Annotated in this window: 23 protein-coding genes and 6 pseudogenes; 16 read left to right on the top strand and 13 right to left on the bottom strand. The window is 58.8% G+C overall.

Annotation, left to right across the window (positions count from 1 at the left end):
- Positions 1-266 precede the first annotated feature (266 nt).
- The 7 genes and pseudogenes from ACEPAJ_RS06850 to ACEPAJ_RS06820 all read left to right on the top strand — a co-directional run bounded on the left by ACEPAJ_RS06850 (position 267) and on the right by ACEPAJ_RS06820 (position 7,853).
- The gene (locus ACEPAJ_RS06850; protein WP_425914253.1) at positions 267-3,176 is read left to right on the top strand and encodes a ribonucleoside-diphosphate reductase subunit alpha; all 2,910 of its coding nucleotides are present in this window, start codon (positions 267-269) and stop codon (positions 3,174-3,176) included.
- A 378-nt stretch (positions 3,177-3,554) separates the two neighbouring features.
- Positions 3,555-4,805, top strand: coding sequence for a ribonucleotide-diphosphate reductase subunit beta (locus ACEPAJ_RS06845; RefSeq protein WP_322947989.1), 1,251 nt, complete (start codon positions 3,555-3,557; stop codon positions 4,803-4,805).
- Between the two features lie 111 nt (positions 4,806-4,916).
- Positions 4,917-5,255: an ATP-binding protein gene (locus ACEPAJ_RS06840; protein WP_425914252.1), complete on the top strand. Its 339-nt coding sequence runs from the start codon at positions 4,917-4,919 to the stop codon at positions 5,253-5,255.
- An 8-nt stretch (positions 5,256-5,263) separates the two neighbouring features.
- Positions 5,264-5,545 (top strand): annotated as a pseudogene (locus ACEPAJ_RS06835) (AAA family ATPase); the annotation flags it as partial.
- Between the two features lie 27 nt (positions 5,546-5,572).
- Positions 5,573-6,289 carry a hypothetical protein gene (locus tag ACEPAJ_RS06830; protein ID WP_425914251.1) on the top strand — a complete coding sequence of 239 codons (717 nt, stop codon included), beginning with the start codon at positions 5,573-5,575 and terminating at the stop codon, positions 6,287-6,289.
- A gap of 591 nt (positions 6,290-6,880) precedes the next feature.
- A pseudogene (locus tag ACEPAJ_RS06825) lies at positions 6,881-7,006 on the top strand (REP-associated tyrosine transposase); the annotation flags it as partial.
- Positions 7,007-7,323: 317 nt separating this feature from the next.
- A pseudogene (locus ACEPAJ_RS06820) lies at positions 7,324-7,853 on the top strand (REP-associated tyrosine transposase).
- Positions 7,854-7,934: 81 nt separating this feature from the next.
- On the opposite strand, the gene ACEPAJ_RS06815 reads toward ACEPAJ_RS06820, so the two are convergent.
- The gene (locus ACEPAJ_RS06815) at positions 7,935-8,156 is read right to left on the bottom strand and encodes an osmotically-inducible lipoprotein B (RefSeq protein ID WP_425914250.1); all 222 of its coding nucleotides are present in this window, start codon (positions 8,154-8,156) and stop codon (positions 7,935-7,937) included.
- A gap of 281 nt (positions 8,157-8,437) precedes the next feature.
- On the opposite strand from ACEPAJ_RS06815, the gene ACEPAJ_RS06810 reads away from it, so the two are divergent.
- Positions 8,438-9,292 carry a hypothetical protein gene (locus ACEPAJ_RS06810; protein ID WP_425914249.1) on the top strand — a complete coding sequence of 285 codons (855 nt, stop codon included), beginning with the start codon at positions 8,438-8,440 and terminating at the stop codon, positions 9,290-9,292.
- Between the two features lie 41 nt (positions 9,293-9,333).
- On the opposite strand, the gene ACEPAJ_RS06805 is transcribed toward ACEPAJ_RS06810, so the two are convergent.
- On the bottom strand, positions 9,334-10,080 hold the full coding sequence (locus ACEPAJ_RS06805; protein WP_425914248.1) for a class I SAM-dependent DNA methyltransferase: 747 nt from the start codon (positions 10,078-10,080) through the stop codon (positions 9,334-9,336).
- A gap of 184 nt (positions 10,081-10,264) precedes the next feature.
- Between ACEPAJ_RS06805 and ACEPAJ_RS06800 the strand changes: the two genes are divergently transcribed.
- Together ACEPAJ_RS06800 and ACEPAJ_RS06795 are read left to right on the top strand one after the other, a co-directional pair.
- Positions 10,265-10,960, top strand: coding sequence for a GNAT family N-acetyltransferase (locus tag ACEPAJ_RS06800; RefSeq protein ID WP_425914247.1), 696 nt, complete (start codon positions 10,265-10,267; stop codon positions 10,958-10,960).
- A gap of 28 nt (positions 10,961-10,988) precedes the next feature.
- Positions 10,989-11,390 (top strand): NUDIX hydrolase, encoded by a 402-nt coding sequence (locus tag ACEPAJ_RS06795; RefSeq protein WP_425914246.1) that lies wholly within the window; start codon positions 10,989-10,991, stop codon positions 11,388-11,390.
- 28 nt (positions 11,391-11,418) lie between these two features.
- Here the strand turns inward: ACEPAJ_RS06795 and ACEPAJ_RS06790 are convergent, their stop codons facing one another.
- The gene (locus ACEPAJ_RS06790) at positions 11,419-12,342 is read right to left on the bottom strand and encodes a haloalkane dehalogenase (protein ID WP_425914245.1); all 924 of its coding nucleotides are present in this window, start codon (positions 12,340-12,342) and stop codon (positions 11,419-11,421) included.
- 125 nt (positions 12,343-12,467) lie between these two features.
- Here ACEPAJ_RS06790 and ACEPAJ_RS06785 point away from each other — a divergent pair.
- Positions 12,468-12,851 (top strand): annotated as a pseudogene (locus ACEPAJ_RS06785) (PAS domain-containing protein); the annotation flags it as partial.
- 93 nt (positions 12,852-12,944) lie between these two features.
- A pseudogene (locus ACEPAJ_RS06780) lies at positions 12,945-13,891 on the top strand (diguanylate cyclase domain-containing protein); the annotation flags it as partial.
- Between the two features lie 45 nt (positions 13,892-13,936).
- Here ACEPAJ_RS06780 and ACEPAJ_RS06775 read toward each other — a convergent pair.
- The 5 genes from ACEPAJ_RS06775 to ACEPAJ_RS06755 form a co-directional block, all read right to left on the bottom strand.
- A complete protein-coding gene (locus ACEPAJ_RS06775) occupies positions 13,937-14,788 on the bottom strand; it encodes a CAP domain-containing protein (RefSeq protein WP_425914244.1) in 852 nt (283 codons plus the stop codon).
- Between the two features lie 129 nt (positions 14,789-14,917).
- A complete protein-coding gene (locus tag ACEPAJ_RS06770; protein ID WP_425914243.1) occupies positions 14,918-15,391 on the bottom strand; it encodes a hypothetical protein in 474 nt (157 codons plus the stop codon).
- 252 nt (positions 15,392-15,643) lie between these two features.
- Positions 15,644-16,057 carry an HPF/RaiA family ribosome-associated protein gene (locus tag ACEPAJ_RS06765; protein ID WP_425914242.1) on the bottom strand — a complete coding sequence of 138 codons (414 nt, stop codon included), beginning with the start codon at positions 16,055-16,057 and terminating at the stop codon, positions 15,644-15,646.
- 244 nt (positions 16,058-16,301) lie between these two features.
- The gene (locus ACEPAJ_RS06760) at positions 16,302-17,063 is read right to left on the bottom strand and encodes an ABC transporter permease (protein WP_425914241.1); all 762 of its coding nucleotides are present in this window, start codon (positions 17,061-17,063) and stop codon (positions 16,302-16,304) included.
- The gene (locus ACEPAJ_RS06755) at positions 17,060-17,989 is read right to left on the bottom strand and encodes an ABC transporter ATP-binding protein (protein ID WP_425914240.1); all 930 of its coding nucleotides are present in this window, start codon (positions 17,987-17,989) and stop codon (positions 17,060-17,062) included. Before ACEPAJ_RS06755 ends, ACEPAJ_RS06760 begins: the two co-directional genes overlap by 4 nt.
- Positions 17,990-18,157: 168 nt before the next feature.
- Here ACEPAJ_RS06755 and ACEPAJ_RS06750 point away from each other — a divergent pair, with 168 nt between their 5' ends.
- The 4 genes and pseudogenes from ACEPAJ_RS06750 to ACEPAJ_RS06735 all read left to right on the top strand — a co-directional run bounded on the left by ACEPAJ_RS06750 (position 18,158) and on the right by ACEPAJ_RS06735 (position 21,778).
- Complete coding sequence (locus ACEPAJ_RS06750) at positions 18,158-18,457, top strand: I78 family peptidase inhibitor (protein WP_425914239.1); 300 nt, start codon at positions 18,158-18,160, stop codon at positions 18,455-18,457.
- A 69-nt stretch (positions 18,458-18,526) separates the two neighbouring features.
- Positions 18,527-20,065 (top strand): sigma-54-dependent transcriptional regulator, encoded by a 1,539-nt coding sequence (locus ACEPAJ_RS06745; protein WP_425914238.1) that lies wholly within the window; start codon positions 18,527-18,529, stop codon positions 20,063-20,065.
- A 402-nt stretch (positions 20,066-20,467) separates the two neighbouring features.
- Positions 20,468-21,238, top strand: a pseudogene (locus tag ACEPAJ_RS06740) (PAS domain-containing protein); the annotation flags it as partial.
- On the top strand, positions 21,224-21,778 hold the full coding sequence (locus ACEPAJ_RS06735) for a methyl-accepting chemotaxis protein (RefSeq protein ID WP_411912071.1): 555 nt from the start codon (positions 21,224-21,226) through the stop codon (positions 21,776-21,778). The pseudogene ACEPAJ_RS06740 and the gene ACEPAJ_RS06735, both read left to right, overlap by 15 nt.
- A 254-nt stretch (positions 21,779-22,032) precedes the next feature.
- On the opposite strand, the gene ACEPAJ_RS06730 is transcribed toward ACEPAJ_RS06735, so the two are convergent.
- The 5 genes from ACEPAJ_RS06730 to ACEPAJ_RS06710 all read right to left on the bottom strand — a co-directional run bounded on the left by ACEPAJ_RS06730 (position 22,033) and on the right by ACEPAJ_RS06710 (position 25,824).
- Positions 22,033-22,944, bottom strand: a complete 912-nt coding sequence (locus ACEPAJ_RS06730) for an SDR family oxidoreductase (protein ID WP_397495000.1) — start codon at positions 22,942-22,944, stop codon at positions 22,033-22,035.
- Between the two features lie 176 nt (positions 22,945-23,120).
- Positions 23,121-24,011 (bottom strand): alpha/beta fold hydrolase, encoded by an 891-nt coding sequence (locus tag ACEPAJ_RS06725; protein ID WP_425914237.1) that lies wholly within the window; start codon positions 24,009-24,011, stop codon positions 23,121-23,123.
- Entirely contained in the window at positions 24,008-24,790 is a 783-nt protein-coding gene (locus ACEPAJ_RS06720) for a class II aldolase/adducin family protein (protein WP_425914236.1), read from the bottom strand. Before ACEPAJ_RS06720 ends, ACEPAJ_RS06725 begins: the two co-directional genes overlap by 4 nt.
- Positions 24,791-24,904: 114 nt before the next feature.
- Positions 24,905-25,372 carry a cupin domain-containing protein gene (locus ACEPAJ_RS06715; RefSeq protein ID WP_425914235.1) on the bottom strand — a complete coding sequence of 156 codons (468 nt, stop codon included), beginning with the start codon at positions 25,370-25,372 and terminating at the stop codon, positions 24,905-24,907.
- Positions 25,372-25,824, bottom strand: a complete 453-nt coding sequence (locus tag ACEPAJ_RS06710; protein WP_425914234.1) for a flavodoxin — start codon at positions 25,822-25,824, stop codon at positions 25,372-25,374. Before ACEPAJ_RS06710 ends, ACEPAJ_RS06715 begins: the two co-directional genes overlap by 1 nt.
- Between the last annotated feature and the right edge of the window lie 26 nt (positions 25,825-25,850).

Below are 25,850 nucleotides of genomic sequence, written 5' to 3'. Positions count from 1 at the left end.
CTCACCCGCCAGAAGAGCGTGGACGCCTTGATCAGAACAGGCCGTATACCCGACGCGCCACAACATGTAGTGGTACAGGTCGAACGCCTGTACAAGACTTGAAGAGCCAGGAAGGCACTTAGTCGTACCTTACCTGCCCAGATTGCAAGTCCCGAACGAACGGCCTAGTGCTGTTCGTGCGGCGTTGTTGAAATGGAATGAACGATGGTACGGCGCACTGATCAACTGTTCAGCGCCCCTCTAAAACCAGAAGAACGGAGACTTTCATGCACACCGACACCTCCCGCGAGAACTCGCAGGCCGACGCGCCGCAGGCCACCGCTGACAACCAGAACCTGAGCGCCACCGCGCCAGGCCAACTGCGCGTGATCAAGCGTAATGGCACCGTGGTGCCTTACACCGATGACAAAATCACCGTTGCCATCACCAAGGCCTTTCTCGCTGTTGAAGGGGGCACCGCTGCCGCCTCGTCGCGTATCCATGAAACGGTTGAGCGCCTGACCGAGCAGGTCACCACCACCTTCAAGCGCCGCATGCCATCCGGCGGCACCATCCATATCGAAGAAATCCAGGACCAGGTCGAACTGGCCCTGATGCGTTCCGGTGAGCAGAAAGTCGCCCGCGACTACGTGATCTACCGCGAACTTCGCAGCCAAGAGCGTAAGCGCGAGAGCGTTGAGACCCCGGCTCAGCCGCACCCAAGCATCCGCGTCACCCACCTCGACGGCACGGTTGCGCCGCTGGACATGGGCCGCCTGGACACCATCATCCGCGAAGCCTGCGAAGGCCTGGCCGAAGTCGATGGCGCGCTGATCCAGAAAGAAACCCTGAAGAACCTCTACGACGGCGTCGCGCAGAGCGATGTCAGCACCGCCCTGGTGATGACCGCCCGCACCCTGGTTGAGCGTGAGCCGAACTACAGCTACGTCACCGCCCGCCTGCTGATGGACAACATCCGTGCCGAAGCGCTGAACTACCTCGGCGTCGCGGTCAGCGCCACCCATCACGAAATGGTTAATTTCTACGCCAAAGCGCTGCCGGCCTACATCACCAAAGGCATTGAGCTGGAACTGCTCAACCCCGTGCTAGGCACCTTTGACCTGGAAAAACTCGGCCAGGCGATCAACCACGAGCGCGATCAGCAGTTCACCTACCTGGGCCTGCAGACCCTCTACGACCGCTACTTCATCCACAAGGATGGCGTACGCATCGAGCTGCCACAGGTGTTCTTCATGCGCGTGGCCATGGGCCTGGCCATCGAAGAAGAGCAGAAAGAAGAACGCGCCATCGAGTTCTACAACCTGCTGTCCTCGTTCGACTACATGTCGTCCACGCCGACCCTGTTCAACGCCGGCACCCTGCGTCCGCAGCTGAGCTCGTGCTACCTGACCACCGTACCGGATGACCTGTCGGGCATTTATCACGCCATCCACGACAACGCCATGCTCTCCAAGTTTGCTGGCGGTCTGGGTAACGACTGGACCCCAGTGCGTTCGCTGGGCGCCTACATCAAGGGCACCAACGGCAAATCCCAGGGCGTTGTCCCCTTCCTTAAAGTGGTCAACGACACCGCTGTAGCAGTAAACCAGGGCGGCAAGCGCAAAGGCGCGGTCTGCGCCTACCTGGAAACCTGGCACATGGACATCGAAGAGTTCATCGAGCTGCGTAAGAACACCGGTGACGACCGTCGCCGCACCCACGACATGAACACCGCCAACTGGATCCCTGACCTGTTCATGAAGCGCGTCTTCGACGACGGCCCATGGACCCTGTTCAGCCCGTCCGAAGTGCCAGACCTGCACGACCTCACCGGTAAAGCCTTCGAAGAGCGCTACGAGTACTACGAAGCCCTGACCCAGTACGGCGGCAAGATCAAACTGTTCAAGACCATCCAAGCCAAAGACCTGTGGCGCAAGATGCTCTCCATGCTGTTTGAAACCGGCCACCCATGGCTGACCTTCAAAGACCCATGCAACCTGCGCAGCCCGCAGCAGCACGTCGGCGTCGTGCACAGCTCGAACCTGTGCACCGAGATCACCTTGAACACCAACAAGGATGAGATCGCCGTGTGCAACCTCGGCTCGATCAACCTGCCGAACCACATCGTCGACGGCAAGCTGGACACCGCCAAGCTGGAAAAAACCGTCAACACCGCTGTACGCATGCTCGATAACGTGATCGACATCAACTACTACAGCGTGCCGCAGGCGCGTAACTCCAACTTCAAGCACCGTCCGGTCGGTCTGGGCATCATGGGCTTCCAGGACGCGTTGTACCTGCAGCACATCCCATACGGCTCCGATGCAGCCGTTGAGTTCGCCGACAAATCGATGGAAGCGGTCAGCTACTACGCCATCCAGGCCTCCTGTGACCTGGCCGACGAGCGCGGCAGCTACGAAACCTTCCAGGGTTCGCTGTGGAGCCAAGGCATTCTGCCGCTCGACTCGCAGCAGATCCTCATCGAACAGCGCGGCCAGAAGTACATCGACGTCGACCTGAACGAAACCCTGGACTGGGCGCCGGTTCGTGCCCGCGTGCAGAAAGGCATCCGTAACTCCAACATCATGGCCATCGCACCGACCGCCACCATCGCCAACATCACCGGCGTATCGCAGTCGATCGAACCGACCTACCAGAACCTCTACGTGAAATCGAACCTCTCGGGCGAATTCACCGTGATCAACCCGTACCTGGTTCGCGACCTCAAAGCCCGCGGCCTGTGGGACTCGGTCATGATCAACGACCTCAAGTACTACGACGGTTCCGTGCAGCAGATCGAGCGCATCCCGCAAGAGCTGAAAGACCTCTACGCCACCGCGTTTGAAGTCGACACCAAGTGGATCGTGGACGCTGCCAGCCGTCGCCAGAAGTGGATCGACCAGGCGCAGTCGCTGAACCTCTACATCGCCGGTGCCTCGGGCAAGAAGCTCGACGTGACCTACCGCATGGCTTGGTACCGTGGCCTGAAAACCACCTACTACCTCCGTGCCCTGGCCGCGACCAGCACCGAGAAGTCCACCATCAACACCGGCAAGCTGAATGCCGTGTCCAATGGTGGCAACGATGGCCTCAGCGCCGCACCGGCCAAGGCGCCGGAAGTGGAAATGAGCGCCGGTCCAGCGCCAGTGCCAAAGGCTTGCGCTATCGATGAACCAGACTGCGAAGCCTGCCAGTAAGGTGTTCGGCAACGCGTGGATCTGAGCGGCATTCGCGGCGTTACCTGCCGGAGCGGCCCCCATCACGTACATGCGTACGCTCAGGGGCTCCACTCCAGCAGGTGCCTTGCGACTACTCGCTCAGCTACACGCTCGGACGTCGAGCAAGAGCAAGAGCAAGAGCAACACCTCGGGAGAGGGCTAAGCAACACCGCCCTCCCCACTCATTACTAGCCCCCGCCCTCACCGGCGTGGGCCTCGGGGCAACGGCCAGTCATTAGAGCCACCCCGACCAGCGGCACCCGTTTTACCCTTGCGCGCTGTACGCAACGGAACACAATTAATCTGTATATCCACACAGGTCGGTTATTTCACCGGCCCGCAAGCAGGAGCCAAGCCATGCTGAGCTGGGATGAATTTGACAAGGACGACGACGCCGAAGTCGCCGTAGCCAACAAAGCCTCTGTCCAAACGGCAGACATGAGCATCGACAAACTCGACCAGGTCGGCGGTGCTGCCGCTGTTGAAGCCCGCGCCGTAGCCAGCGACGACAGCGCCGCTGTCGCCCGCGCCAAAGCCTCGCTTGACCAACTCGACATCGCCGAAGGCCTGGCCGAGCTGGAAGGCACTGCCGCGCGCGTTGCCGTTGACGAAAAACGCATGATCAACTGCCGCGCCGACCTCAACCAGCTCGTACCCTTCAAGTACGACTGGGCCTGGCAGAAGTATCTGGATGGTTGCGCCAACCACTGGATGCCGCAAGAAGTGAACATGAACGCGGACATCGCGTTGTGGAAAACCCCAGACGGCCTGACCGACGACGAGCGCCGCATTGTTATGCGCAACCTCGGCTTCTTCTCCACCGCCGACAGCCTGGTTGCCAACAACCTCGCCCTGGCCGTGTACCGCCTGATCACCAACCCGGAGTGCCGCCAGTACATCCTGCGCCAAACCTTCGAAGAGGCGATCCACACCCACGCCTACCAGTACTGCATCGAATCGCTGGGCATGGACGAAGGCGCGATCTTCAACATGTACCACGAGATTCCATCCGTCGCGAAGAAAGCCAGCTGGGGCCTCAAGTACACCCGCTCGATCTCCGACCCGACCTTCAACACCGGCACCGTTGAGACCGACAAAGAACTGCTGCGCAACCTGATCGCCTACTACTGCGTACTGGAAGGCATCTTCTTCTATTGCGGCTTCACCCAGATCCTCTCCATGGGTCGCCGCAACAAGATGACCGGCGTCGCTGAGCAGTTCCAGTACATCCTGCGTGACGAGTCCATGCACTTGAACTTCGGTATCGACGTGATCAACCAGATCAAGATCGAAAACCCGCACCTGTGGGATGCCCAGCTCAAAGACGAAGCCACCCAGATGATCCTGCAGGGCACTCAGCTGGAAATCGAATACGCACGCGACACCATGCCGCGCGGCGTACTGGGCATGAACGCGGCGATGATGGAGGACTACCTCAAATTCATCGCTAACCGTCGCTTGACCCAGATTGGTTTGAAGGAAGAGTACCCAGGTACCACTAACCCGTTCCCATGGATGAGCGAAATCATGGACTTGAAGAAAGAGAAGAACTTCTTCGAGACGCGGGTTATTGAGTATCAGACCGGTGGGGCGTTGAGCTGGGATTGATTCCAGTCACTCACTAAAGAGATTAAGAGCGCTTTACCTGAAATGGATGTTTGGGGTGGCGAGTTAAATTAAGAGCCCCGCCTAGTGCGGGGCTTTTTTATAGGAAAAAACATGTCTCTTAATAGTCTAGACAAGCACGCTTTCGGAAAACTTTTAAGCAGCACTGTGTATCCAGCCCAGCCAATCCATAGCATCGAGAATTTGTTTGGCAGAGAAAAAGAACTAGATCGAATTGAGAAGGCGCTATTTGCTGGTGGCCGGCATGTTTTCATTTATGGCGACAGAGGCGTTGGGAAATCATCTCTAGCAGCGACAGCAGCCAATCAGTATCAAAGCTCAGACGCAGAATACATAGATGTCTCTTGCAGCCCTGACACAACGCTCGCCTCGTTAATTGCCAACATCGCATACAAGGCAACGCAAACTAGCAGACTTAAAAAAGCACGTTAAAGAGTTCAATAGAGGCTAATTTTAGATTTTTAAAAGCGGTTATTTCAGAAGAAAGCTCTGCAAAAGATCTATCAAATGAAATAAAAACAACTGCAGATGCAATTTCGGTCCTCATAGAGGCTGCAGAAATACACTCCGAAAACCCGATTGTAGTCATTGACGAATTTGATCGCATCTCATGCGAACACGAAAGAAACCTATTTGCTGATCTAATAAAACAAATTGGCGATAAAAGAATAAACATAAAAATAATTTTCACAGGAGTAGCAAAAACTCTTGATTCACTTCTTGGCGCTCACCAATCTGCAATCAGACAATTGGAAACCATTGAACTACCCAAGCTTAGCTGGGATGCACGCTGGGCAATAGTTATAAATGCCGCCAGAAAGTTCGACATAACAGTTGACCATGAGATGCTCGTTCGAATAGCAGCCGTATCTGATGGCTACCCTTACTACGTCCATTTAATAACAGAAAAACTGCTTTGGCGTGTATATGAATCCCCAGTAGAGTCAAAAGAAGTCTCTTGGGATCACTATCATCTTGCAATTAAAGACTCCATACAAAGCATCTCAGCAGAATTAAAGAGACCTTACGAGCTCGCAATAAATCAAAGGACAAGCGACCTCGAAGAGGTTCTATGGGCTACCGCCGACTCCGAATGGATTCACAGATACGTCAAAGATATGTACTCATCATACGAGCATATTGCAAAATCGCTGGAGCCCAAACAAATTCTAGACTATAAAAAATTCAGCACTCGCATCAGAAGTTTAAAAAACAGCTCACATGGGGAAATACTAATCCCCGACGAACACAAAAAAGGCATGTACTCTTACAAGGAAAAAATGCTACGCGGCTACGTACGCATGCAAGCCGAAGCAAATGGAATAGAGCTAATCGGAGACAAAACAGAAACAAAGCCGAAACAACTAGCTCATGCGACTGTAAAAAGCAGCAGTGGATATCATCAGCCCAAAATACCTGACGGAGTAACTTTTAAAAGAAGTCGCAGCAACAACCATGAAGACTAATTTCGATGCAGAAATGAGGACAGATTTATTTTCTCCACCATCCGCTTCTACCGGTTTCGCCCTTACGGCGAGTTACTTTCTCTTTGCTTGTGCAAAGAGAAAGTAACCAAAGAGAAAGCACACCCGGCATCCGGGTCTGGCTGCGCCAGACTTCCCTCGCTCCGGTGCTGTTCCGAGGGTCGTCACGGTGGGCCATCCCTGGCCCATCGTTCCTCGTTTGGCATCCATGCCAAACGCCCCTCTCCACAGCACCTCCACTCGGCCTCCTGACGGGATTCGGGGACCGCGTTGTTTGAGCGTTTTGTGGAAGGCAGAGCGTAGAAGCCAAAGCAAGCAAGTAGCCCGAACAATCACCGCAGCGGTGGATGGGTAAAGCGTCATCCACCCTACGCGTGGCATCCGTAGGGTGGACAACGCGAAGCTTGTCCACCATGGTTAAACGACCCCACCGCTCAAGCAAGTAGCCCGGACAATCACCGCAGCGGTGGACGGGTAAAGCGTCATCCACCCTACGCTCGGCATCCGTAGGGTGGACAACGCGAAGCTTGTCCACCATGGTTAAACGACCCAACCGCTCAAGGATGAGCCGCCATGCCCAACTACCGCCGCGCCCGCGTACCGGGGGCCACTTACTTTTTTACCATCAACCTGCGTGACCGCAGCAGCGATCTGCTGGTCCGTGAAATCGAGCGAGTAGCCCGGACAAGCGCCGCATCGGTGGATGGATAAAACGTCATCCACCCTACGCGCGACATCCGTAGGGTGGACAACGCGAAGCTTGTCCACCATGGTTCAAATATCCAAACGCTCAAGCATGAGCCGTCATGCCCAACTATTTGATCGTTCCCACGCTCCGCGTGGGAATGCAGACCTCGACGCTCCAGCGTCCACCAGCGGCAGCAAGTAGCCCGGACAACCACCGCAACGGTGGATGGTTAAACCGCTATCCACCCTACGCGCGGCATCCGTAGGGTGGACAACGCGAAGCTTGTCCACCATGGTTAAACGACCCAACCGCTCAAGGATGAGCCGCCATGCCCAACTACCGCCGCGCCCGCGTACCAGGGCCAACGTACTTTTTCACCGTCAACCTGCGTGACCGCAGCAGCGATCTGCTGATCCGTGAAATCGATCTGTTACGCGAGGCGGTACGCGCGACAAGGTTGCGGCATCCCTTCCATATCGATGCCTGGGTGGTACTGCCTGAACATATGCACTGCATGTGGACGCTACCGCCAGGCGATGCCGACTTTGCGCTGCGCTGGAAGGTCATCAAATTCGCCTTCGCCAAACGCGTGCCACTCACAGAGACGCGCACCATAAATCAACAACGCAGGCGCGAGCGTGGCATCTGGCAACGGCGCTACTGGGAACACCTGATCCGTGATGAACGGGATTACCAACGCCACTTCGACTACATCCATTACAACCCCTCAAACACGGGCATGTCGAACGGCTGGCGGACTGGCCCTATTCGAGCTTTCACCGCGCCGTGGCACAGGGTGTGTATTCAGAAGACTGGTGCATTGCGCCGGAGCCGGCCGCGAGCGGTTTTGGGGAGTGAGCCTGTAACGCATCAACCACCGCAACGGTGGATGGATAAAGCGTCATCCACCCTACTCGCTAAAGCCTGCCTGGCCTCTGGCTATTTTTTCTTGTCGTCTTTGCCCACTTCGTGACCAATCACTCCGCCAACAGCAGCGCCCACGCCGGTGCACAGCACGCCGCCGCATAACAAATTACCGGCCACGCCGCCGACCACCGCGCCGCCGGCGGTGGTTTTGTCCTGGTGAGACATATTCGAGCAACCACTCAAGCCCAGGGTGGACAGCAGAATGCCAGTGAACAGCAGTTTGGAAATGCTCATGTGCGTGACTCCCGTACAACGCCTTATGCAATGCGCTGGCAAGCTGCCCGATTACATAGAGGACGAGTTTTCATAGTGCACACAAGCGTGGCTGACGTCTGTACGCCAGCGCGCTTACGCCCTCGCGTCGCCACAGCCGCTCACACCGACAAATCGCCACAGTGCAGACGCCTGCAACCCTAACTACGCGCAGCAGAGCCACTGAACCTGACGATGTCACTGGCCTGTCATACCTAGACTCGACACTGAACATTCTGGATAAACCAACGAATGGAGCCCTCATGCCTAACCTCACCCTGCCCCGCACGCTGCTTGCTTCAATACTGCTCAGTGCATTGAGCATCAGCAGCCTGTCTGCGGCTGAAATCGACAACAGCTCGCTGGAGTCGGCTGATTTCAGGCCGCACGTTGCCACCTACGGCCTGGTTTACCGTTTGCCGGAAGCGGTTAATGCAACCCTCAACAACAACGTCACGCCGCTGGTGGAGCAGACCTTGCGCGAGCAGAAGCTCAGCAGCGAGTTGAAAACAGTCAATATTCCGCACATCACGGTCGTGCATATCCATAGCGCCGACCCAACCACCCCGGAAAAAATGCTAGCCGCCCTGCCGAAGCCGCCAGCGCCGCTGATGATCACGCTGAAAACCTTCTCGAAAACCGAAGCCGCCAAAGATGCCGGCCGGCCCTGGTGGATTGACCTAGGCGTGATCAAACAAGGGCCGGGCTTTGAGCAGATGATGAGCTACAACACCGCCGCCACGGCCGCCTTGGCACCGCTGCGCGATGGCCCACTGCCGAGGGTGACAGGCCCGGTTTACGCGAAGATGAGCGACGCCGGTAAAGCACTGGTTAAGCAGGTAGGCGTGAGCGGGGTTAACGTCATCAAAGACGGCCAACCGCTGCTGGCGCACAACCCGCATAACACCTTGGTATACAGCATGACCCCGCTCACCGCCGAGCTGAACGCTGGGCTCGACACTTTGGTTGCCAAGCTGAATCAGGCGCAACCTACAGGTATTGAGACGACCCTCAACGATGTGTCCATCGTGCAATTAGAGTTCGCCGGTAACGTTATCCGCGAGTTTTACCGCATCAGCTTGGTTGACGGCAAAGTCAGCGACTTACGCAGCAAGTAATAGCCTTGGCCCGCTCGTTCCCGCGCTAGGCGTGGGGACGATCAGCCGATTTTTACGCAGGCAAACAGTGCATTCCCAGACGCCCCGTCCCAGGGGATGATCGCCTGGTAATCATGCGCTAGCACATGCACCTCAAAGTACGGCTGTAGCAGCGCCTGCAACTCGACGAAACTCAGCGCGACCATGGGGTGTTCGTCGTGCCACACCTCGGTTTGCCCGGCTGTCACCTTCTCAATCCGCAGCTTCAATAACTGCCGCTCCCCCTCGCCTGGGTAATGCCAGCCAGAGCTGAAAGTGAATAAGCCGTGGTCATGTTGCGCGCTGTGCGCGGTAAACAGGTTGTTATCGATCTTGCCCTTATCAACCGCGTTAAAGCAGAACAAGCCACCGGTTTCGAGCGCCGCATGCACGCTGGCGATGCAGGCTTTTAGCCGCTCAATGCCGGCGCTGTAGTGGATGGAATAGAGAAAGCAGGTAATCAGGTCCTGCGGCTCGCTCACGCTGAAACCACACATGTCCTGCACCGAGAAGTGCGCCTGCGGGTAACGGCGTGCGGCCTTGTCCAACATCGGCTGGTTGATATCCAGGCCGCTGCTGGTGTAGCCCGCATCAAGAAAATGGCGCACATGCGGCCCCGTTCCGCAGGCCAAATCCAGGTGGCGGCAGCCGGCGTTGCCAAACAGCTGCTGCAGCCGATGGATGCAGCGGCTTTGCGCCTGGTAGTCGATATCAGCGCACATCAGGTCGTAATAATCAGACAGGTCGGTATAGAGGGCATTAACGGACATAGTGACCTGATGATTAAGGGGCGGTTTTTGCGGGTGGCGCATCATATAGGAAGCCTGGCCCCTGGGAAGCTACCGTTGCGCCGAGGCGTATGGATTGCGCAGCGCGTTGTCAGCGTCGCGCTGCAACGGGCACGTGCCAAGGGCGTTACAATGCCGCCACCGCTAACGCCCCGGAGCCCGACTGATGTTCACCCTCGTACACCTGGACACCCCACCGCCCGAGTCGCTGAAAAGCCAGGTGCTGCAGATGGTGGTGCACTACCTCAGTGACATCAGCCCGGTGTCGCTAACGCCCAGCAATCCGCTCTACCAGCTGTACCAATACGTCATCGGCTACGAGATGCACCTGTACCTGCAAGCCATGGACAGTGCCCAGGCGAGCAGCGCGCGCTTGATCCTCGCTCTGGATGATCAAGACCCGTCGCACGTGCTGGGCTTTGCCCTGTACCTGCCGGCGAAGGATGACCCCGAGGCCTGCACCCTGGCGTACATGGCCGTGCAGACCAGCAAGCGCCGCCACGGCATGGCCCGCGCCATGCTGCAGCAGGTAACCCGCCGCCACCCGCATACCGAATTGGCCTGCGTGGCGAGCAAAGTGCCGACCTTCGAGGCCATGGGCTTTCAGCTGCTGGCGGCGCACGGCCCACAGGTGCTGATGAGCACCCGTGCCTATCGCTCAGACGGCCTGGTGGCGGTGCAGGACTTAGCGCCGATTTTCGAATCCGCCGAAGTGCGGCAGATCCACGCGTACCTGCTCAAGCAACACGGCAAGAAGGCCATGAGCGAAGCGGAGAAACAGCGCGACCGCCAACTCGACCAGATGACCCAGCGCGCCCTGGCGCTGGTACACGAACGCCGCGCCTCCGGCTCCGTGCACTGACGCACCACACTCAGCCAAAGCGAAAGCCATGACCACATTGACCATTTCCGCCGCCTGCCTGTTCGATGAGGCCGGTCGCTTACTGCTGGTACGTAAACGCAACACTCAGGGCTTTATGCTGCCCGGCGGCAAAGCCGAGCCCGGTGAAGATGCGCTCACCGCGCTGACCCGCGAACTGCAAGAAGAACTCAACCTCAGCCTGCCAGCCGACGCGCTGCAACCACTCGGCCAGTTCCGCGCCGCAGCGGCCAATGAGGCCGACACCTGGATCGACGCCAGCGTTTTCCAAGCCCGCCTGCCCCACCCCGTAAGCGCCGCCGCCGAACTGGAAGAACTGCGCTGGCTCGCACCCGGCGACGTACCGCCAGCCACCCTGGCACCGCTGCTGCGCGAGCATGTGCTGCCGCTGCTCTGGCCGGCTGATCACTAGCCTCAAGCCGGGTTAAACGGCGTAGGCGTTAGCAATCGGCGGCGAGCGGATTGTCGGCAATAAACGTGATCACCACCTCAGCCAGCACTTCGCCTTGGTCTTCTTGCAAGAAGTGCCCGCCATTCACGATTGTGGTGTGAGCCTGGCCTTGGGTACCGGGGATCAGCTTCTGCATGACTTTATCGCCCCCAGCGGTAATCGGATCGGAGTCACTGAAGGCGGTGAGGAATGGCTTATCCCACTTCATCAATACAGCCCAGGCGGCGCGATTTTTCTCGGCAGCAGGGTCTGTGGGGGTAATCGGCACCAGCAGGGGGAACTGCCGAGCGCCTTCCTTGTAGGACTCGTCCGGGTACGGTGCGTCGTAGGCATCGATCACCGCTTGCGGCAGTTCGGTCGTGGTCGCGCGGTTAATGATCGCGCCGGCCGGAAACTCGGGGACTTTCTGCGAATAGTCCTGCCAACTCTTAAAGGCGTCACCGGGGTTGTGATCGCCCGTGGGCAACATGGTGTTGGCGGCGACTACGCGGGCGAAGCGCTGTGGGTTTTCCGCCACCAGGCGCAGGCCAATCAACCCGCCCCAATCCTGACACACCAGGGTGATGTGCTGCAGGTTGAGCTGCTCAAGCACGGCCTGCATCCAGTCAACATGGCGTTGATAGGTGTAGTCGCTGCGCTTGCTCGGTTTGTCGGAACGGCCGAAACCAACCAGGTCGGGGGCGATAACCCGATGGCCGGCGGCGACCAGAATCGGGATCATCTTGCGGTACAAGTAACTCCACGACGGCTCGCCATGCAGAAGCAGTACCGGCGGCGCATCCGCCGGGCCTTCATCGAGGTAATGCACACGCAACTGGCGGCCTTCACCGTCATCAACACTGAGGTAATGGGCGGCAAAGGCATAGCCGGGTAGGTTTTCGAAGCGGCTGTCTGGGGTACGCAGGACGTCCATGGATGAGCCTCTGGCGGTGGGTAAAAACCGAGCATGGACCCAGCCACCCTCGCGTTCAACCACGTGCATGACGTGAATAGCGCCTTATTAGAAGACTCAGGGGCCGCTCGCCAAAAGCGCAACTGATGCGCCCACGCAGCTCAGGTTGCCCACAATCCACCCTGCAAAACAGCGCTGGCATAACGCCACAAAACGCCCCTGCAACGTGCATAATGCCGCGCTCTAGTCGCTTTAAAGACGTGAACCACGTGCTTGCACACATGCCTCTGCTCGCTACCGGCCTCGCACTCCTGCTAACAGGATCGTTAACCGCGCTGTTGTTACGGCGTCAACGCCGGCTAAAACAACAGGTTCGCGAGCAGCGCGCCTTGCTGGATGCCAGCGCCGATGGGCTGTTGCTGCTCGACGAAGAGGGGCTTATTCAGCGGCATAATGCGGCGGCAACCACGATATTGAATGCCGACGCAGCACTGCGCGGAACGTCGTTGCAGCAGTGGTTACCGCAACTGCCTGCGCACGACAGCCTGCCCGCGCATCAACGCCTGCCGTTACCTACAGCCGACGTCGATGTGCGCCGCATCCAGCGCGCGGGGCGTGGCGATGCCATCGTGCTGACGCTCGCCACACCTCAGCCAAACGCCCCCGCGGAAGATGCAGAGCGCTTCAAGCGCAGTCAGTATTTCGCCTCCATTGGCACCTGGGACTGGTCCATCGACAGCGACACGCTGTATTGGTCGGAGGCCATCTACGGCATGTTCGGCTTCAAACCCGCTGAGGTCACGCCGAGCTACAGCCTGTTTTGCAGTTGCGTGCACCCGGATGATCGCGAGCAGGTACGCGCCGGGGAACTGCGCTGCATTGCAACCGGCCACAACCATGACGAGGAGTACCGCGTGGTGTGGCCGGACGGCAGCATCCGCTGGCTGCGCGAAACCGGCAATGTGCTCAAGGATGGCAACGGCCAGGCGATCAAGATGATGGGTGTGGTACGCGACATCACCGAAGAGAAGGCCTCGGTCAGCCAACTGCAAAAACTCGCCCGCCACGACCCACTGACCGGGCTGCCCAACCGGCTGCAACTTGAAGAGCAGATGGCCCGCTCATTGGCCCGCGCGCGCAGCGATGGCACGCGCATGGCCCTGGTGTTTATCGACCTCAACGGCTTTAAAAAAATCAACGATGAGCACGGCCATGCCGTGGGCGACCAGCTGTTGGTGGGCGTCGCGCAACGGCTACTGAAAACCCTGCGTGAATCAGACTTTGTCGCACGCCTGGGCGGCGATGAATTTGTATTGATCATCGAAGGGCTGAGCCGCAGCAATAGCCTGCAGGATGACGCTCAGTTGATCAGCGAAAAAATCCTCCAGCGCCTGACCCGCCCATGCTGCTGGGCACTACCCACCACCCGATCGGCGCCAGCCTGGGCATTGCCATGTACCCAGAGCACGGCCCCAACATCGACAGCCTGATCCATATCGCCGACCAGGCGATGTACCGCGCCAAGCGCAACGGCAACAACCAGTATTGCCTTGGGCACGACGAAGGCTAACGCCAACCAGGCTTGAGCGTTACCCGAACCAAACCTGCCAGCGGCTTAGGGCGCGCCAAACATGGCCGTCCAGTAAATCCCGGCATCGCTTTTCGGGTCGTTGGCGTAGGCGGCGCCGAGCTCAGTAAAGTGCGGGGTCATCAGGTTGGCGCAGTGCCCGGGGCTGGCCAACCAGCCGTCGACCACCTTACTCGCCGTGTCTAACCCGGCAGCGATGTTCTCGCCGATACGCTGACCGTTGTAGCCCGCCAGCTCCGCGCGGTCGCCAGGGGTGCGGCCGTCGGGGTCTTGGTGATCGAAGAAATTGCCGTTGGCCATGGCCCGGCTGTGGGCTTCGGCGGTGCTGCCCAGGGTGGCATTCCATACCAGCGGCGCGGTGGCGGCAAAGGATTGGCTGCCACATTGGCGGGCTCTGGCACGCGCCTGATTGACCCGTTCCAGCAGCGTCTGCCCTTCCGCCTGCCAATCGCCTAAGCGTGCGGTCAGCAGTGGTCGGGCCAACAGGATGCGCCAGTCACGGCCCTGCTGATTGATGCCGATATCGACAAACTGCGGGTCCAGCAGGATGCTGCAGAAACTCTCCTGCAGCACCTTTAGCGCCGCCGCCGCATCACGCGGCCCGGACAGGCTGATCGCCTGCACATTGACCATCGGGTAACCCGCCGCACTCATCGCCTGCTGCAAATCCCCGGCGCGACCAACCGGCTGCACCAGGCGCGGATCGGCCGTCAGCGGCGGCAACTCAGCAGAGGCCTGATCACCACAGCGCTGCACGTCACTGCGGTAGTTGTTGATCAACCCGACTAGCTGCGCATCCTCTGCGGCCTGCGCGCCTGCGGCGCACAACAGCGCCAGCCCCAGGGCAGCGAACGCCCGAATAAACCCCTTGCTCGTCATAAATCCCCTCGCCCTGGCCATGCCCATGCGGCGCGCCCACTACTGTGTCGGGTGATCTTGGCGCACCTCGCGCGTTGAAACCAGCTCAATGCGCAGGCAGCACAGCTGGCGAAATCGGCGGCAGAGCGCTTAAACGTAAATGCTGACGCCGCCTTTGGCCTGAAGCCAGTCACGGTAAGTGGTCAGCGAGTCGGTTTGCTTATCACCGTTGTAGCCAACAAAGCTGTCGGTCTTGTCGAGGCCAGCGTCGACCAGTTTGTTGATCTGCGCGAGCAGCTTGGCGGCGTCTTCGCGATCCAGCTCAGCGACATCCGGCAGGGCAATTTTCGAGGTGTCGCTGTTCTGCTCGGTTACCGGACGGAAACGATCACTGGCAATCGCGTTGCTGGCACCGCTGCTCTCGGCGTTCATTGCGCGCAGCAGGCCACCGCGGCTGTTGGCCACCATGCCGCTGGCAAACCGGCGGATTTCCGCAAGCGGGTCTGGCGCGCTGGTGCTCGGCTTATCCGTACTGCTGCCATTGGCTGCAGCCGCAGCCGTGCTGGGTTTTGCGGTGTTGGCGAAGTAGCTCGCCAGCGGCGAACTGTTGGAAATACTGGTCATGGCGAATCCCTGCATAGGTCAGTTGGCAGGCATTTCTGCAGAATATGGGCCAACCACCTGCACGTCAGTAAAGCCGGTACGTTGCGCCTATTCAGCGTGGAATGAAGAGGAAGGCCCTTGCCGTCTCGGGCAGGCTGTTGCCGCTGACAGGCAGTGCCCATTTTTTTGAGGCCCAGAAACGACAGCGCCCCCGCAGAAAGCTGCGGGGGCGCGTGGACAAGGGGTTAAGACAGGCCAACTATGGCCATCATGCTACAAGGCGCGCAATTGCTCCTCGGCGAGGAAGTCTTCACGTAACAAGGCATCCTGACCCGGAATATCAAGGGTTTCATCGGCCTGCAGCGGCGTCGCACGCTTGCTGCGCAACTTGCCGAATTGATGCTCAAGGGCGTGGTGCAGTTTCTCAATGGCACCGTCGATGGACTGCTCCAGCGACTCAGATTTATGGGTTACCGAAAGCGGCTGCAGGCCTTTTGGCCGTGCTTCAATCTGGCAGCGCTTGTCATGCGCACCAGCTTTGGCACCGTTGTCGTCATGCAGGTGGACAATAATACGCGTCAATTCGTCATCGAACCGTTCCAGCTTGCTGGCAACGCTGGCACTGACCCATTCAACCAAGCGGGCACTGCCTTCGATGTGGTTATCGCTGTGAACTTGGATTTGCATAAAGCTTTCCTTCTTCAACCGTTCGCGAATGCGTTGCCTACCAAGGCAACAACTCCAGCCTACGCCATTGAGCCCCCCTTTAGGCAAGCCCTAAGACGTTGGTCTTAACCACAAATTTGCCGCGCCGCCCTCCTCAACTGGCTGTAAGCCTTGCGCCCTGTGCTTTTCAGTCTTGGCGCTGCAAATCAAACAAAGTTTGTCCGCCGCTCGATTTGCAACATTCCTCGGTTAGCCGCCTTAGCTTCTAGCTCTTAAGCCGATAACCGGTTTTGAAAATCACGCCCACCGCCAAGATACACAGCAGCAGAAAGCCGAGAATCATCACCAGGCTCAGACCAACGTTAACGTCGGACACGCCGTAGAAGCTCCAGCGAAACGCGCTGATCAGGTACACCACTGGGTTGAACAAAGTCACCGTCTGCCAGGCAGGCGGCAGCATGCTGATCGAGTAAAACGCACCGCCGAGAAAGGTCAGCGGCGTGACGATCAACGCCGGCACGATCTGCAGTTTTTCCCAGCCGTCAGCCCAGACGCCGATGATGAAACCGAACAGGCTGAAGGTCAGCGCGGTGAGCACCAGAAACGCCAGCATCCAAAACGGGTGAAGAATCTCGAAATCAACAAATAGCCGTGCGGTAACCAGGATCACCAAGCCAAGAATGATCGACTTGGTGGCCGCCGCGCCGACATAGCCAATGAGGATTTCCAGGTACGACACCGGGGCTGACAGCAGCTCGTAGATACTCCCCGAATACTTGGGCATGTAGATGCCAAACGAGGCGTTGGAAATGCTCTCGGTGAGCAGCGCCAGCATGATCAGCCCCGGCACGATAAACGCGCCGTAGCTGACGCCTTGCACCTGGGTCATGCTCGACCCAATGGCCGAACCGAACACCACGAAATACAGCGAGGTACTGATCACCGGGGTAGCAATACTTTGCAGCAAGGTGCGCCAGGTGCGCGCCAGTTCAAACAGGTAGATGGCGCGGATTGCATAGACATTCATCGACGCGACTCCTGTACGAGGTTGACGAAAATATCTTCTAGCGAACTCTGGCTCGACTGCAGATCCTTGAAATCGATGCCGTGCTGGGCCAGGTCCTTGAGCAGCTCGGCGATGCCGGTGTGCTCACTTTGCGCATCAAAGGTAAACACCAGCGCATGGCCGTCATCCGCCAGTTCCAACGCGTAGCGCACCAGCTCGGCGGGCACACTGGCCAACGGCTGCTGCAACTGCAACGTCAGCTGTTTCTTACCGAGTTTGTGCATCAGCGCCTGCTTGTCTTCGACCAGGATGATCTGACCTTTGCTGATCACCCCGATGCGGTCGGCCATTTCCTCGGCTTCTTCGATGTAATGGGTGGTGAGGATGATGGTCACCCCACGCGCGCGTAAGCTGCGCACCATGTTCCACATATCGCGGCGCAGCTCGACGTCGACCCCGGCGGTGGGCTCATCGAGAAACAGAATTTGCGGCTCGTGACTCAGCGCCTTGGCAATCATAACCCGACGCTTCATGCCGCCGGACAGCTCGAAGATTTTCGCGTCGCGCTTGTCCCACAGCGACAAATCCTTGAGCAGCTGCTCCAGATAGACCGGGTTAGGTTTCTTGCCGAACAGGCCACGGCTGAACTTGACCGTCGCCCAGACGGTTTCGAATACATCGCTGACCAGCTCTTGCGGCACCAGGCCGATCTGCCCACGGGCGGCGCGGTAGTCCTTGATGATGTCCTTACCGCCCACCAACACCCGACCGGCGCCCGGATTAACGATGCCGCAGATGATGCTGATCAGGGTGGTTTTGCCGGCACCGTTGGGGCCGAGCAACGCAAAAATCTCGCCCTGCTGAATATCCAGGTTGATGCTCTGCAACGCCGGATGCCCGCTGGCGTAGGTCTTGCTCAGTTGTTGAATCGAGATCACCGCTTGCACAGGACCGCCTCGCTGGGGAAAAGCGCAATTGTAGGGAAGTTGCCCGCACTTGCGCAGTTGCTGATGGTTTATCTGGGCACTGAAGCGACTACTTAGTGCCACAGCGTTGAGCTGTAGCGCGCACGGCTGCTAGGCTGGCTGAAGTTTTGCTCATACAAGGAACGCACCATGGCTCTTCGTCACGCTCTCGGCAGCCTTAGCCTGCTCGCCCTCCTAGCCGGCTGCAGCTCGCCGCAGCAGGCACAATCCGTGGCAGACGTCAGCGGCGACTGCAGCGTCGAGCACCTGCAAGGCATGCTGGGCCAACACGCCAGCGCCAAACAGATCGAGCAGCTACAGCTCAAGGCCAACGCCAAATATATCCGCGTACTCGCGCCCGGCGATGCCGCCACCCTGGACTACAACCTGCAGCGGTTGAATATCCATATCGATGAAAGCGAAGTGATTACTCGCCTGACGTGCGGCTAAGCCTTGTTAACTAAGCCAAACAGACCGGGCATACTGACGCCCCTGTAACCCAGTTGGCCGCCCGTCTCCATGCGTATTCACGTCACCTTTATCGACCGCGTTGGCATCACCCAGGAAGTCCTCGCCCTGCTCGGTGGGCGCAACCTCAACCTGGATGCGGTGGAGATGGTGCCGCCCAACGTCTACATCGACGCCCCGACCCTGCGCCCCGAGGTGCTCGACGAACTGCGCGAGGCGCTGTTCAAGGTGCGCGGGGTAAAAGCCGTGACCATCGTCGACATCCTCCCCGGTCAGCGCCGCCACCTGCAGCTCGACGCCCTGCTCGCTGCCATGACCGATCCGGTCCTCGCGGTCGATAGCCGGGGCCGCGTGCTGCTGGCCAACCCGGCGCTGCTCGAACTCTGCGGCCAGCCGCCCGAGGGTTTGGACATTGGCGAGTTGTTTGCCGACCCGCAGTTGCAGGCCGAACTGCTCGATCAGGGCTTTCGCCTACCGATGCGCGAGATCACCCTTAAGGGCCAGGCCCTGCTGCTCGATGCACAACCGATTACTGAAGGCGTTGATGGCGGCGCGCGACGCCTGGCCGGCGGCCTGCTCAGCCTGTACGCACCGAGTCGCATTGGCGAACGCCTGGCGGCGCTGCACCATGATCACGCCGAAGGGTTTGACTCGCTGCTCGGCGACTCGGCGCCGATTCGTAACCTGAAAACCCGCGCGCAACGGGTCGCCACCCTGGATGCGCCGCTGCTGATTCAGGGCGAAACAGGTACCGGCAAAGAGCTGGTAGCACGCGCCTGCCACGCCATCAGCACACGGCGCGCCGCCCCTTTTCTGGCGTTGAACTGCGCGGCGTTGCCGGAGAACCTCGCCGAAAGCGAGCTGTTCGGCTACGCCCCCGGCGCCTTCACCGGTGCCCAGCGCGGCGGCAAGCCGGGTCTGCTGGAACTGGCCAACCAGGGCACGGTGTTTCTCGATGAAATCGGCGAGATGTCGCCCTACCTGCAGGCCAAGCTGCTGCGTTTTTTGAGCGACGGCACCTTCCGCCGGGTGGGCGGCGAACGCGAGGTCAAGGTCAATGTGCGCATCCTTAGCGCCACCCACCGCGACCTGGAAAAAATGGTCACCGAAGGTGCCTTCCGCGAAGACCTGTTCTATCGCCTCAACGTGCTCAACCTCGAAGTGCCGCCCCTGCGCGAGCGCGGCCAGGACATCCTGTTGCTCGCGCGGCACTTTATGCAGCAGGCCTGCGCACAGATCCAGCGCCTGCCCTGCCGCCTGACGCCAGACACCTACCCGGCGCTGCTGAGCAACCGCTGGCCGGGTAATGTGCGCCAACTGCAGAACGTGATTTTCCGCGCCGCCGCCATTTGCGAAAGCAATCTAGTGCAGATCGATGACTTGGATATCGCCGGCACAGCCGTCGCCGCACACCAGGCCGAAGGCGACGTCAGCAGCCTGGAAGCCGCCGTAGCCGCGTTCGAAAAAGCCCTGCTGGCAAAGCTCTACCCCAGCCACCCCTCCACCCGGCAATTAGCCACCCGCCTGCACACCTCACACAGCGCCATCGCCATGCGCCTGCGCAAATACGGAATTCCAAGCAAAGACTGAAACGCGGTTTGTCGGGGAACGGTAAGGGTGTGCGGCGGCAGCTGGCCAGCCAACGCGTGCAGTTGCATTGAGCTTTGGTCAGCACCCCGGCGGGCTTTAGAACGCGGCCAATGGAATCACCGCATATGCTTCAATACCAATGGCTGTTCTAAAATTTAAGTAGCGGACTGGGATCGTCTCGTTAAAAAGAAGCTTGTATGCGCTATTGCTACTGCCTGCTGATCGCTGTCGTTTCAGCGTTATCTGCCACATACATAGCGCGATGACTGACTAAACATTTCCTCTCTTTAGGATGCCGCTACAAGGCATTTTGAATAATTCGCAGCGGGCCGGTAGGTCGCACCTGGGAATGGCAAGGACTCTGTTGCGAATGAATACCGACCTAATTCTGTGGAGACGTTAATGTTCAACCGTACCCTTAAAAAGACACTACAAGACCAGAGTGCGGAGCTGTATCTGCTGCGTCAACAGGTTGAGCAGATGGATCGCAGCATGCTCTCTATCAGGCTCGATGCGCAGTTTAACATCTGCGAATTCAATCCTAATTTCGCCAAGGCGCTGGGTTATGCGAATGATCTTCGGGGACGTCCGCTGTCAGCGATTGTTCCGCCTTACGTGAAAAACCTGCCCTGCTTTCACTCATTTAATAAGGCGATCTCAAAGTTTGAGCCGGTCAGTGATGACTACCGCTATCTGCGCGCCGACGGCAGCCTTGCTTGGATTAAGCTGAATTGGTTCCCAATCAAAGGCGAGGATGGAAAGCTGTCCCACGTCCAGGGTTATGGCAGTGAGATCAGCCAGGCCCTCGAAAAAACAAAAGAAAACGAAGCATTTATTGAAGCGTTAATCCGCTCTACGGCGGTTATCCAGTTCAATTTAGACGGCACGGTTATCACCGCCAATCAGCAATTTCTCACGGCAATGGGCTATTCGCTCGGCCAAATCATCGGCAAACACCACAGCCTTTTTTGTACGCCTGAAGAGGCGGGTTCGCCGCAATATGCCGCCTTTTGGCAGACGCTCAACCGTGGCGAATACGTGGCAAATCGTTTTAAGCGGATCGACAACAGAGGCCAAGAAGTTTGGCTTGAAGCGACGTACAACCCCGTTCATGACGCCGAAGGAAAGTTATCCAAGGTGGTGAAATTCGCTAACGTCGTGACTGAACAGGTAGCTCGGGAAGCCGAAGTGCGGGACGCAGCAAGCGTCGCGTATGACGTTTCTCAACAAACGGATGTTAGTGCCGTGCGTGGGGCTGAAGTTGTGCAGCAAACTGTTCAGACCATGCAGAGTATTGCTGGGCAAATGCAGTCGGCCACCGAAAGTATTGAGGCGCTCGGCAAGCAATCGTTGTTAATCAGCTCAATCGTACAGACGATTGGCGGTATTGCCTCCCAGACCAATTTGCTTGCGCTCAATGCTGCTATTGAGGCGGCCCGCGCCGGTGAACATGGTCGCGGCTTCGCCGTGGTTGCCGATGAGGTGCGTAAGCTGGCGGGCCGAACCAGCGAAGCAACTGAAGAAATCATCAGCGTAGTGCAACAAAATCAGTCGCTTGCTGAGCAAGCCATGCGAGAGATGTTCAGCAGCCGCGAGCAAGCCGAGCAAGGCTTAGCGCTAGCCAACCAAGCCGGCACCGTGATTGTAGAAATCCAGGACGGTGCCAAACAGGTAGTTGGAGCGGTTGGACGTTTCGCTAACGAATTGCAGTAAATCCGTATAGGGGCGTGACCCATTGCGAACGTGATGCTCAGACTGGGCCTGAAAAATGGCGACAAACCATGATTAGTCATCAAAACATCTAGGGGTTAGTGCAAAGCTGTTTTTGGCCGCTGCAGCCATCAAATCATCACAACCGTAATGACCCGTTCATTAAAAAGCCAAGGCCGGCTAAATGCCGGCCTTTGCTTTAAAAATTGCACCAATGAAGTCAGCCTACTGGCCGATCTTCCAGCAACGTGGCGGAGTCAGAGGGCGAACTTCTGCAGGTTGGCCATCATCTCTTTCATCGCTTCGATATTGTCTTTCGGGTGAGCAGCACCTTCGAAGTCGCAGATCTGCGCAAAGTTGGCCGCGACGTCTTCCGGGCTATAGCCTTCGCGCGGGTCGAAACCGGCGCCCAGGCTGCGCTCCCAGCGCACTTTACCCATCCAACCGCCGCCAACTTCGAACAGGCCGGAGGTTTCTTCACAGGCATTGCTCGCCAGGTACACCACCAGCGGGCTGACCAGCTCAGGCTTGAGTTGCTCGAACACCTGCGGCGGTATCAGCCCTTCGGTCATGCGCGTGCCGCCAGTCGGGGCGATGGCGTTGACCAGGATATTGTTCTTGCGCCCTTCAATCGCCAGGGTGCGCGTCAGGCCGTACAAACCAAGTTTGGCCATGCCGTAGTTGGACTGACCGAAGTTGCCGTAGATGCCTGAAGTGGAGGCGGTGAAAATCACCCGGCCATAGCCCTGCTCGCGCATGTGCGGCCAGGCCGCGCGGGTGACCTTGTAGGCGCCTTCAACGTGAACCTTGTAGACCAGGTCCCAGTCGGCGTCTTCCATCTTGTGAAAGGTTTTGTCGCGCAGGATGCCGGCGTTGTTCACCACCACATCGATACGGCCGAAGGTGTCCAGTGCACACTGCACGATCTTCTCGCCGTCGGTCACCGAGTCATGGTTGGCCACGGCAGTGCCGCCAGCCGCGCGAATTTCCTCAACCACCTTGTCGGCCGCCGAGGCGTTAGCGCCTTCGCCGTGGGTGCTGCCGCCGAGATCGTTAACCACCACTTTGGCGCCGTGTTTGGCGAACAGCAGCGCATGGGCGCGACCCAGGCCACCACCTGCACCGGTGACGATTACAACCTGGTCTTGAAAACGGATGGCGTCGCTCATGCAGCATTCCTCAGCAGATTAACAATGCTCCGAGTGTCTAGCAGGCGCGCTCTGGTCACAATAGACACGAGCAGCGCTGAATGGTGCGCGATAAAGCAGCGGGATAATCACGCCGGGAGGCGCTTATAGCGCCGTACATCAGCACCGGCCATCGCCACAGCGCTCACGCCGTTTGATTACGCTGCCGCCAAGGCCTGACGAAAGGCCAGATAATGCTGCAAAACCTGCTCGGGGGCCTCGATTTGCGGGTAATGGCCAATACCAGTAAGCAGCACCGTGTCGGCATCAGCGATCAACGCCCGGTAACGCGCGACCATGTGTGCGCCGGAGATCGGATCAGCCGCGCCATCAATTACCCGCAGCGCCACCCCGCCTTTTTGCATGGCCGCCACCCAGCGCTCACGCTGCACGCGGCGCTCGGGCATGTAGCGAATCAAGCGATGCATCACCGCGGGGCCCTGGTTTTCGGCGATCAGGCTCCAGAAGTCATCCAGCTCGCTGGCGCTGGGTTGGGTTTGCGGGCCGAAGACGCGGGCAAAGCTGGCCGCCAGTTTTTTGCGGCTGAACAGCCGACCGATCAACGGGCCGACGGGGCTGAGCAGCAGCTTCTGCACCAGCACCGGCCGGTGCGTTTCAGGGAACAAGCCACCATTAAGAAACACGCAGCTGGCCAGCTTGAAGCGCTGCTCGTGATGCCGCGCCAGTAACTCCTGGGCCACGCTGTCGCCATAGTCATGGGCCAGCACATGCACCGGGCCGGTGATGTGCAGATGCTCAAGCAGCGCCTGCTGCAGGTCAGCTTGCTGCAGCAGGCTGTAGGCATGCCCGCGCGGCTTGGCCGAGTCGCCAAAGCCGAGCATGTCGCAGGCGATCACCCGATAACGCGCGGCCAATGGCGCCCACAGGTAATGCCAGTCCCAACTGGCAGTGGGGAAACCATGGATTAACAGCAGCGGTTCGGCGTATTCATCACCCGCCACCCAGTAGCGCATAGCATGCCCCTCGAAGTTGAAGCCCAAGCCCTGGGCGCGCCATGCCGCTAAAGCGATACCGGGCAAGGCACTCATGCGTCGTAACCTGGCATCTGCTGATCCAGCTTGCGCAGCAGCGCCGGCCAGGCCAGCGAACCGCCCATGCCTTGTGCGCTTTTCATCACGCCCGCAACCATGGCCTTGGCGCCATTAAGAATCTGCTGCGGAATATGGATCAGTTCAGCGCCGCCACTTTGCGCCATGACTTGAATCTCGCAGGCGCGCTGCAGGGTGAACATCATCAGAAAGGTATCGGCAATGCTATTGGAGGCTGTGAGCAGCCCATGGTTAGGCAAGATCATAAAGTTCTTGTCGCCCAAATCGGCCTGCAGGCGCGCTTTCTCATCGTGATTCAGCGCCACGCCTTCATAGCCGTGATAGGCCAGGCTGGACAATACAAACAGCGATTGCTGCGACAACGGCAGTAAGCCCTGCTTTTGCGCTGACACGGCAATCCCTGCGGCCGTGTGGATATGCACCACACAGGTGACATCGTGGCGCACTTCATGCACCGCGCTGTGGATGGTGTAACCGGCCGGGTTGATGCTAAAGGGGCTGTCCATCAACTTATTGCCGGCGAGATCAATCTTCACCAAGCTGGAGGCAGTGACCTCGTGGAACATCAGGCCGAAGGGATTGATCAGGAACTCTTCGCTGCCCGGAATCTTCGCCGATATGTGGGTGAAAATCAGGTCATCCCAGCCATGCAGGGCAATCAAGCGGTAACACGCGGCCAGGTCGACGCGGGTCTGCCACTCGGCGGCAGAGACTTGATCCTTGAGGCTCACAACAGGCAGGGCGTGGGCAACGGTCATGGCAGATTCCTCAGCAGTTCTTGTTAGAAGTGCCAAGCAGTCTAGCGAGCGTAACGGGAAAGATAAGTCGCCCTGGCGGCCAGCATGCTGACCTTAGAGGTCAGCAGTGGGCTTTCAAACGCATTCGGGGTGCAGTTGGCGCAGCAACGGCCAGTCGCGTTGCGCTTGCTCATCATCGCTGAGCAAACGAAACCCGGCGAAATCGAACGCCGGCGCCACTGTGCAACCGACCAGGGTGAAATCACCCAGGCTGCGCGCACTTTGCCAGGCGTGCGCCACCACCGCGCGTTGCGGCAATTGCTCGACAGCCACAGGGCCCAGGCGTTCGCGGCGAATGGCATCCGGCTGCTCAGCAATCAGCAGCTCAAGCGGCGCGCCTTCGTAGTAGTGCCACAGCTCGTCGGCATCCACCCGATGCCAACGGCTGACCACGCCTGCTGGCAATAGAAAAACAATCGCACTGCTGCACAAGCGGCCATCGGCGGCCTGCTGCGACGACTCGAACAGCCGGCGGTAATAACCGCCCTCCGGGTGAGCCTGCAACTGCAGCGCCTCGATCAACGCTTGCGCGCGCGGGTGCATCAGCCTTGCAGCGCCGCAATAAAGTCAGCCAGCCACGGCTCGGCGTCGGTTTCCGGCGTCACGCTTTCGCTGCTGTCCAAGCGCAGCATCGGCTGCACCTCACGAATACTCAGCTCGGCATACAGCTCACGCACCAGTTCACCGCCACCGCAGAAGGTATCGCCATAACTGGAGTCGCCCAGGGCAATCACCCCGCCCGGCAAACCACTCCAGGCCGGCAAATGATCACGAATGGCGTAGTACAAGGGCTGTAAGTTATCGGGCAGCTCGCCCATGCCGGTGGTCGAGGTCACCGCAAGAAACGCCTCGGGCGCAAAGGCTTGAACATCGGCCAGCGTGGCGCGCGGGTTGTGCCAGGCCGCAAAACCAGCGGCGTTTAACAGGCCCTCAGCGTGGCGAGCAACTTCCTCTGCGGTGCCGTACACCGAGCCAGAAAGAATGGCGATCTTCATGCATAACTCCGAAACATACAGAACCA

This window comes from Pseudomonas sp. GWSMS-1 (assembly GCF_049847425.1).
Lineage (GTDB): Bacteria > Pseudomonadota > Gammaproteobacteria > Pseudomonadales > Pseudomonadaceae > Aquipseudomonas.
The sequence above is the reverse complement of the archived record's forward strand: the minus strand, read 5'-3'. Positions and strand labels throughout refer to the sequence as shown.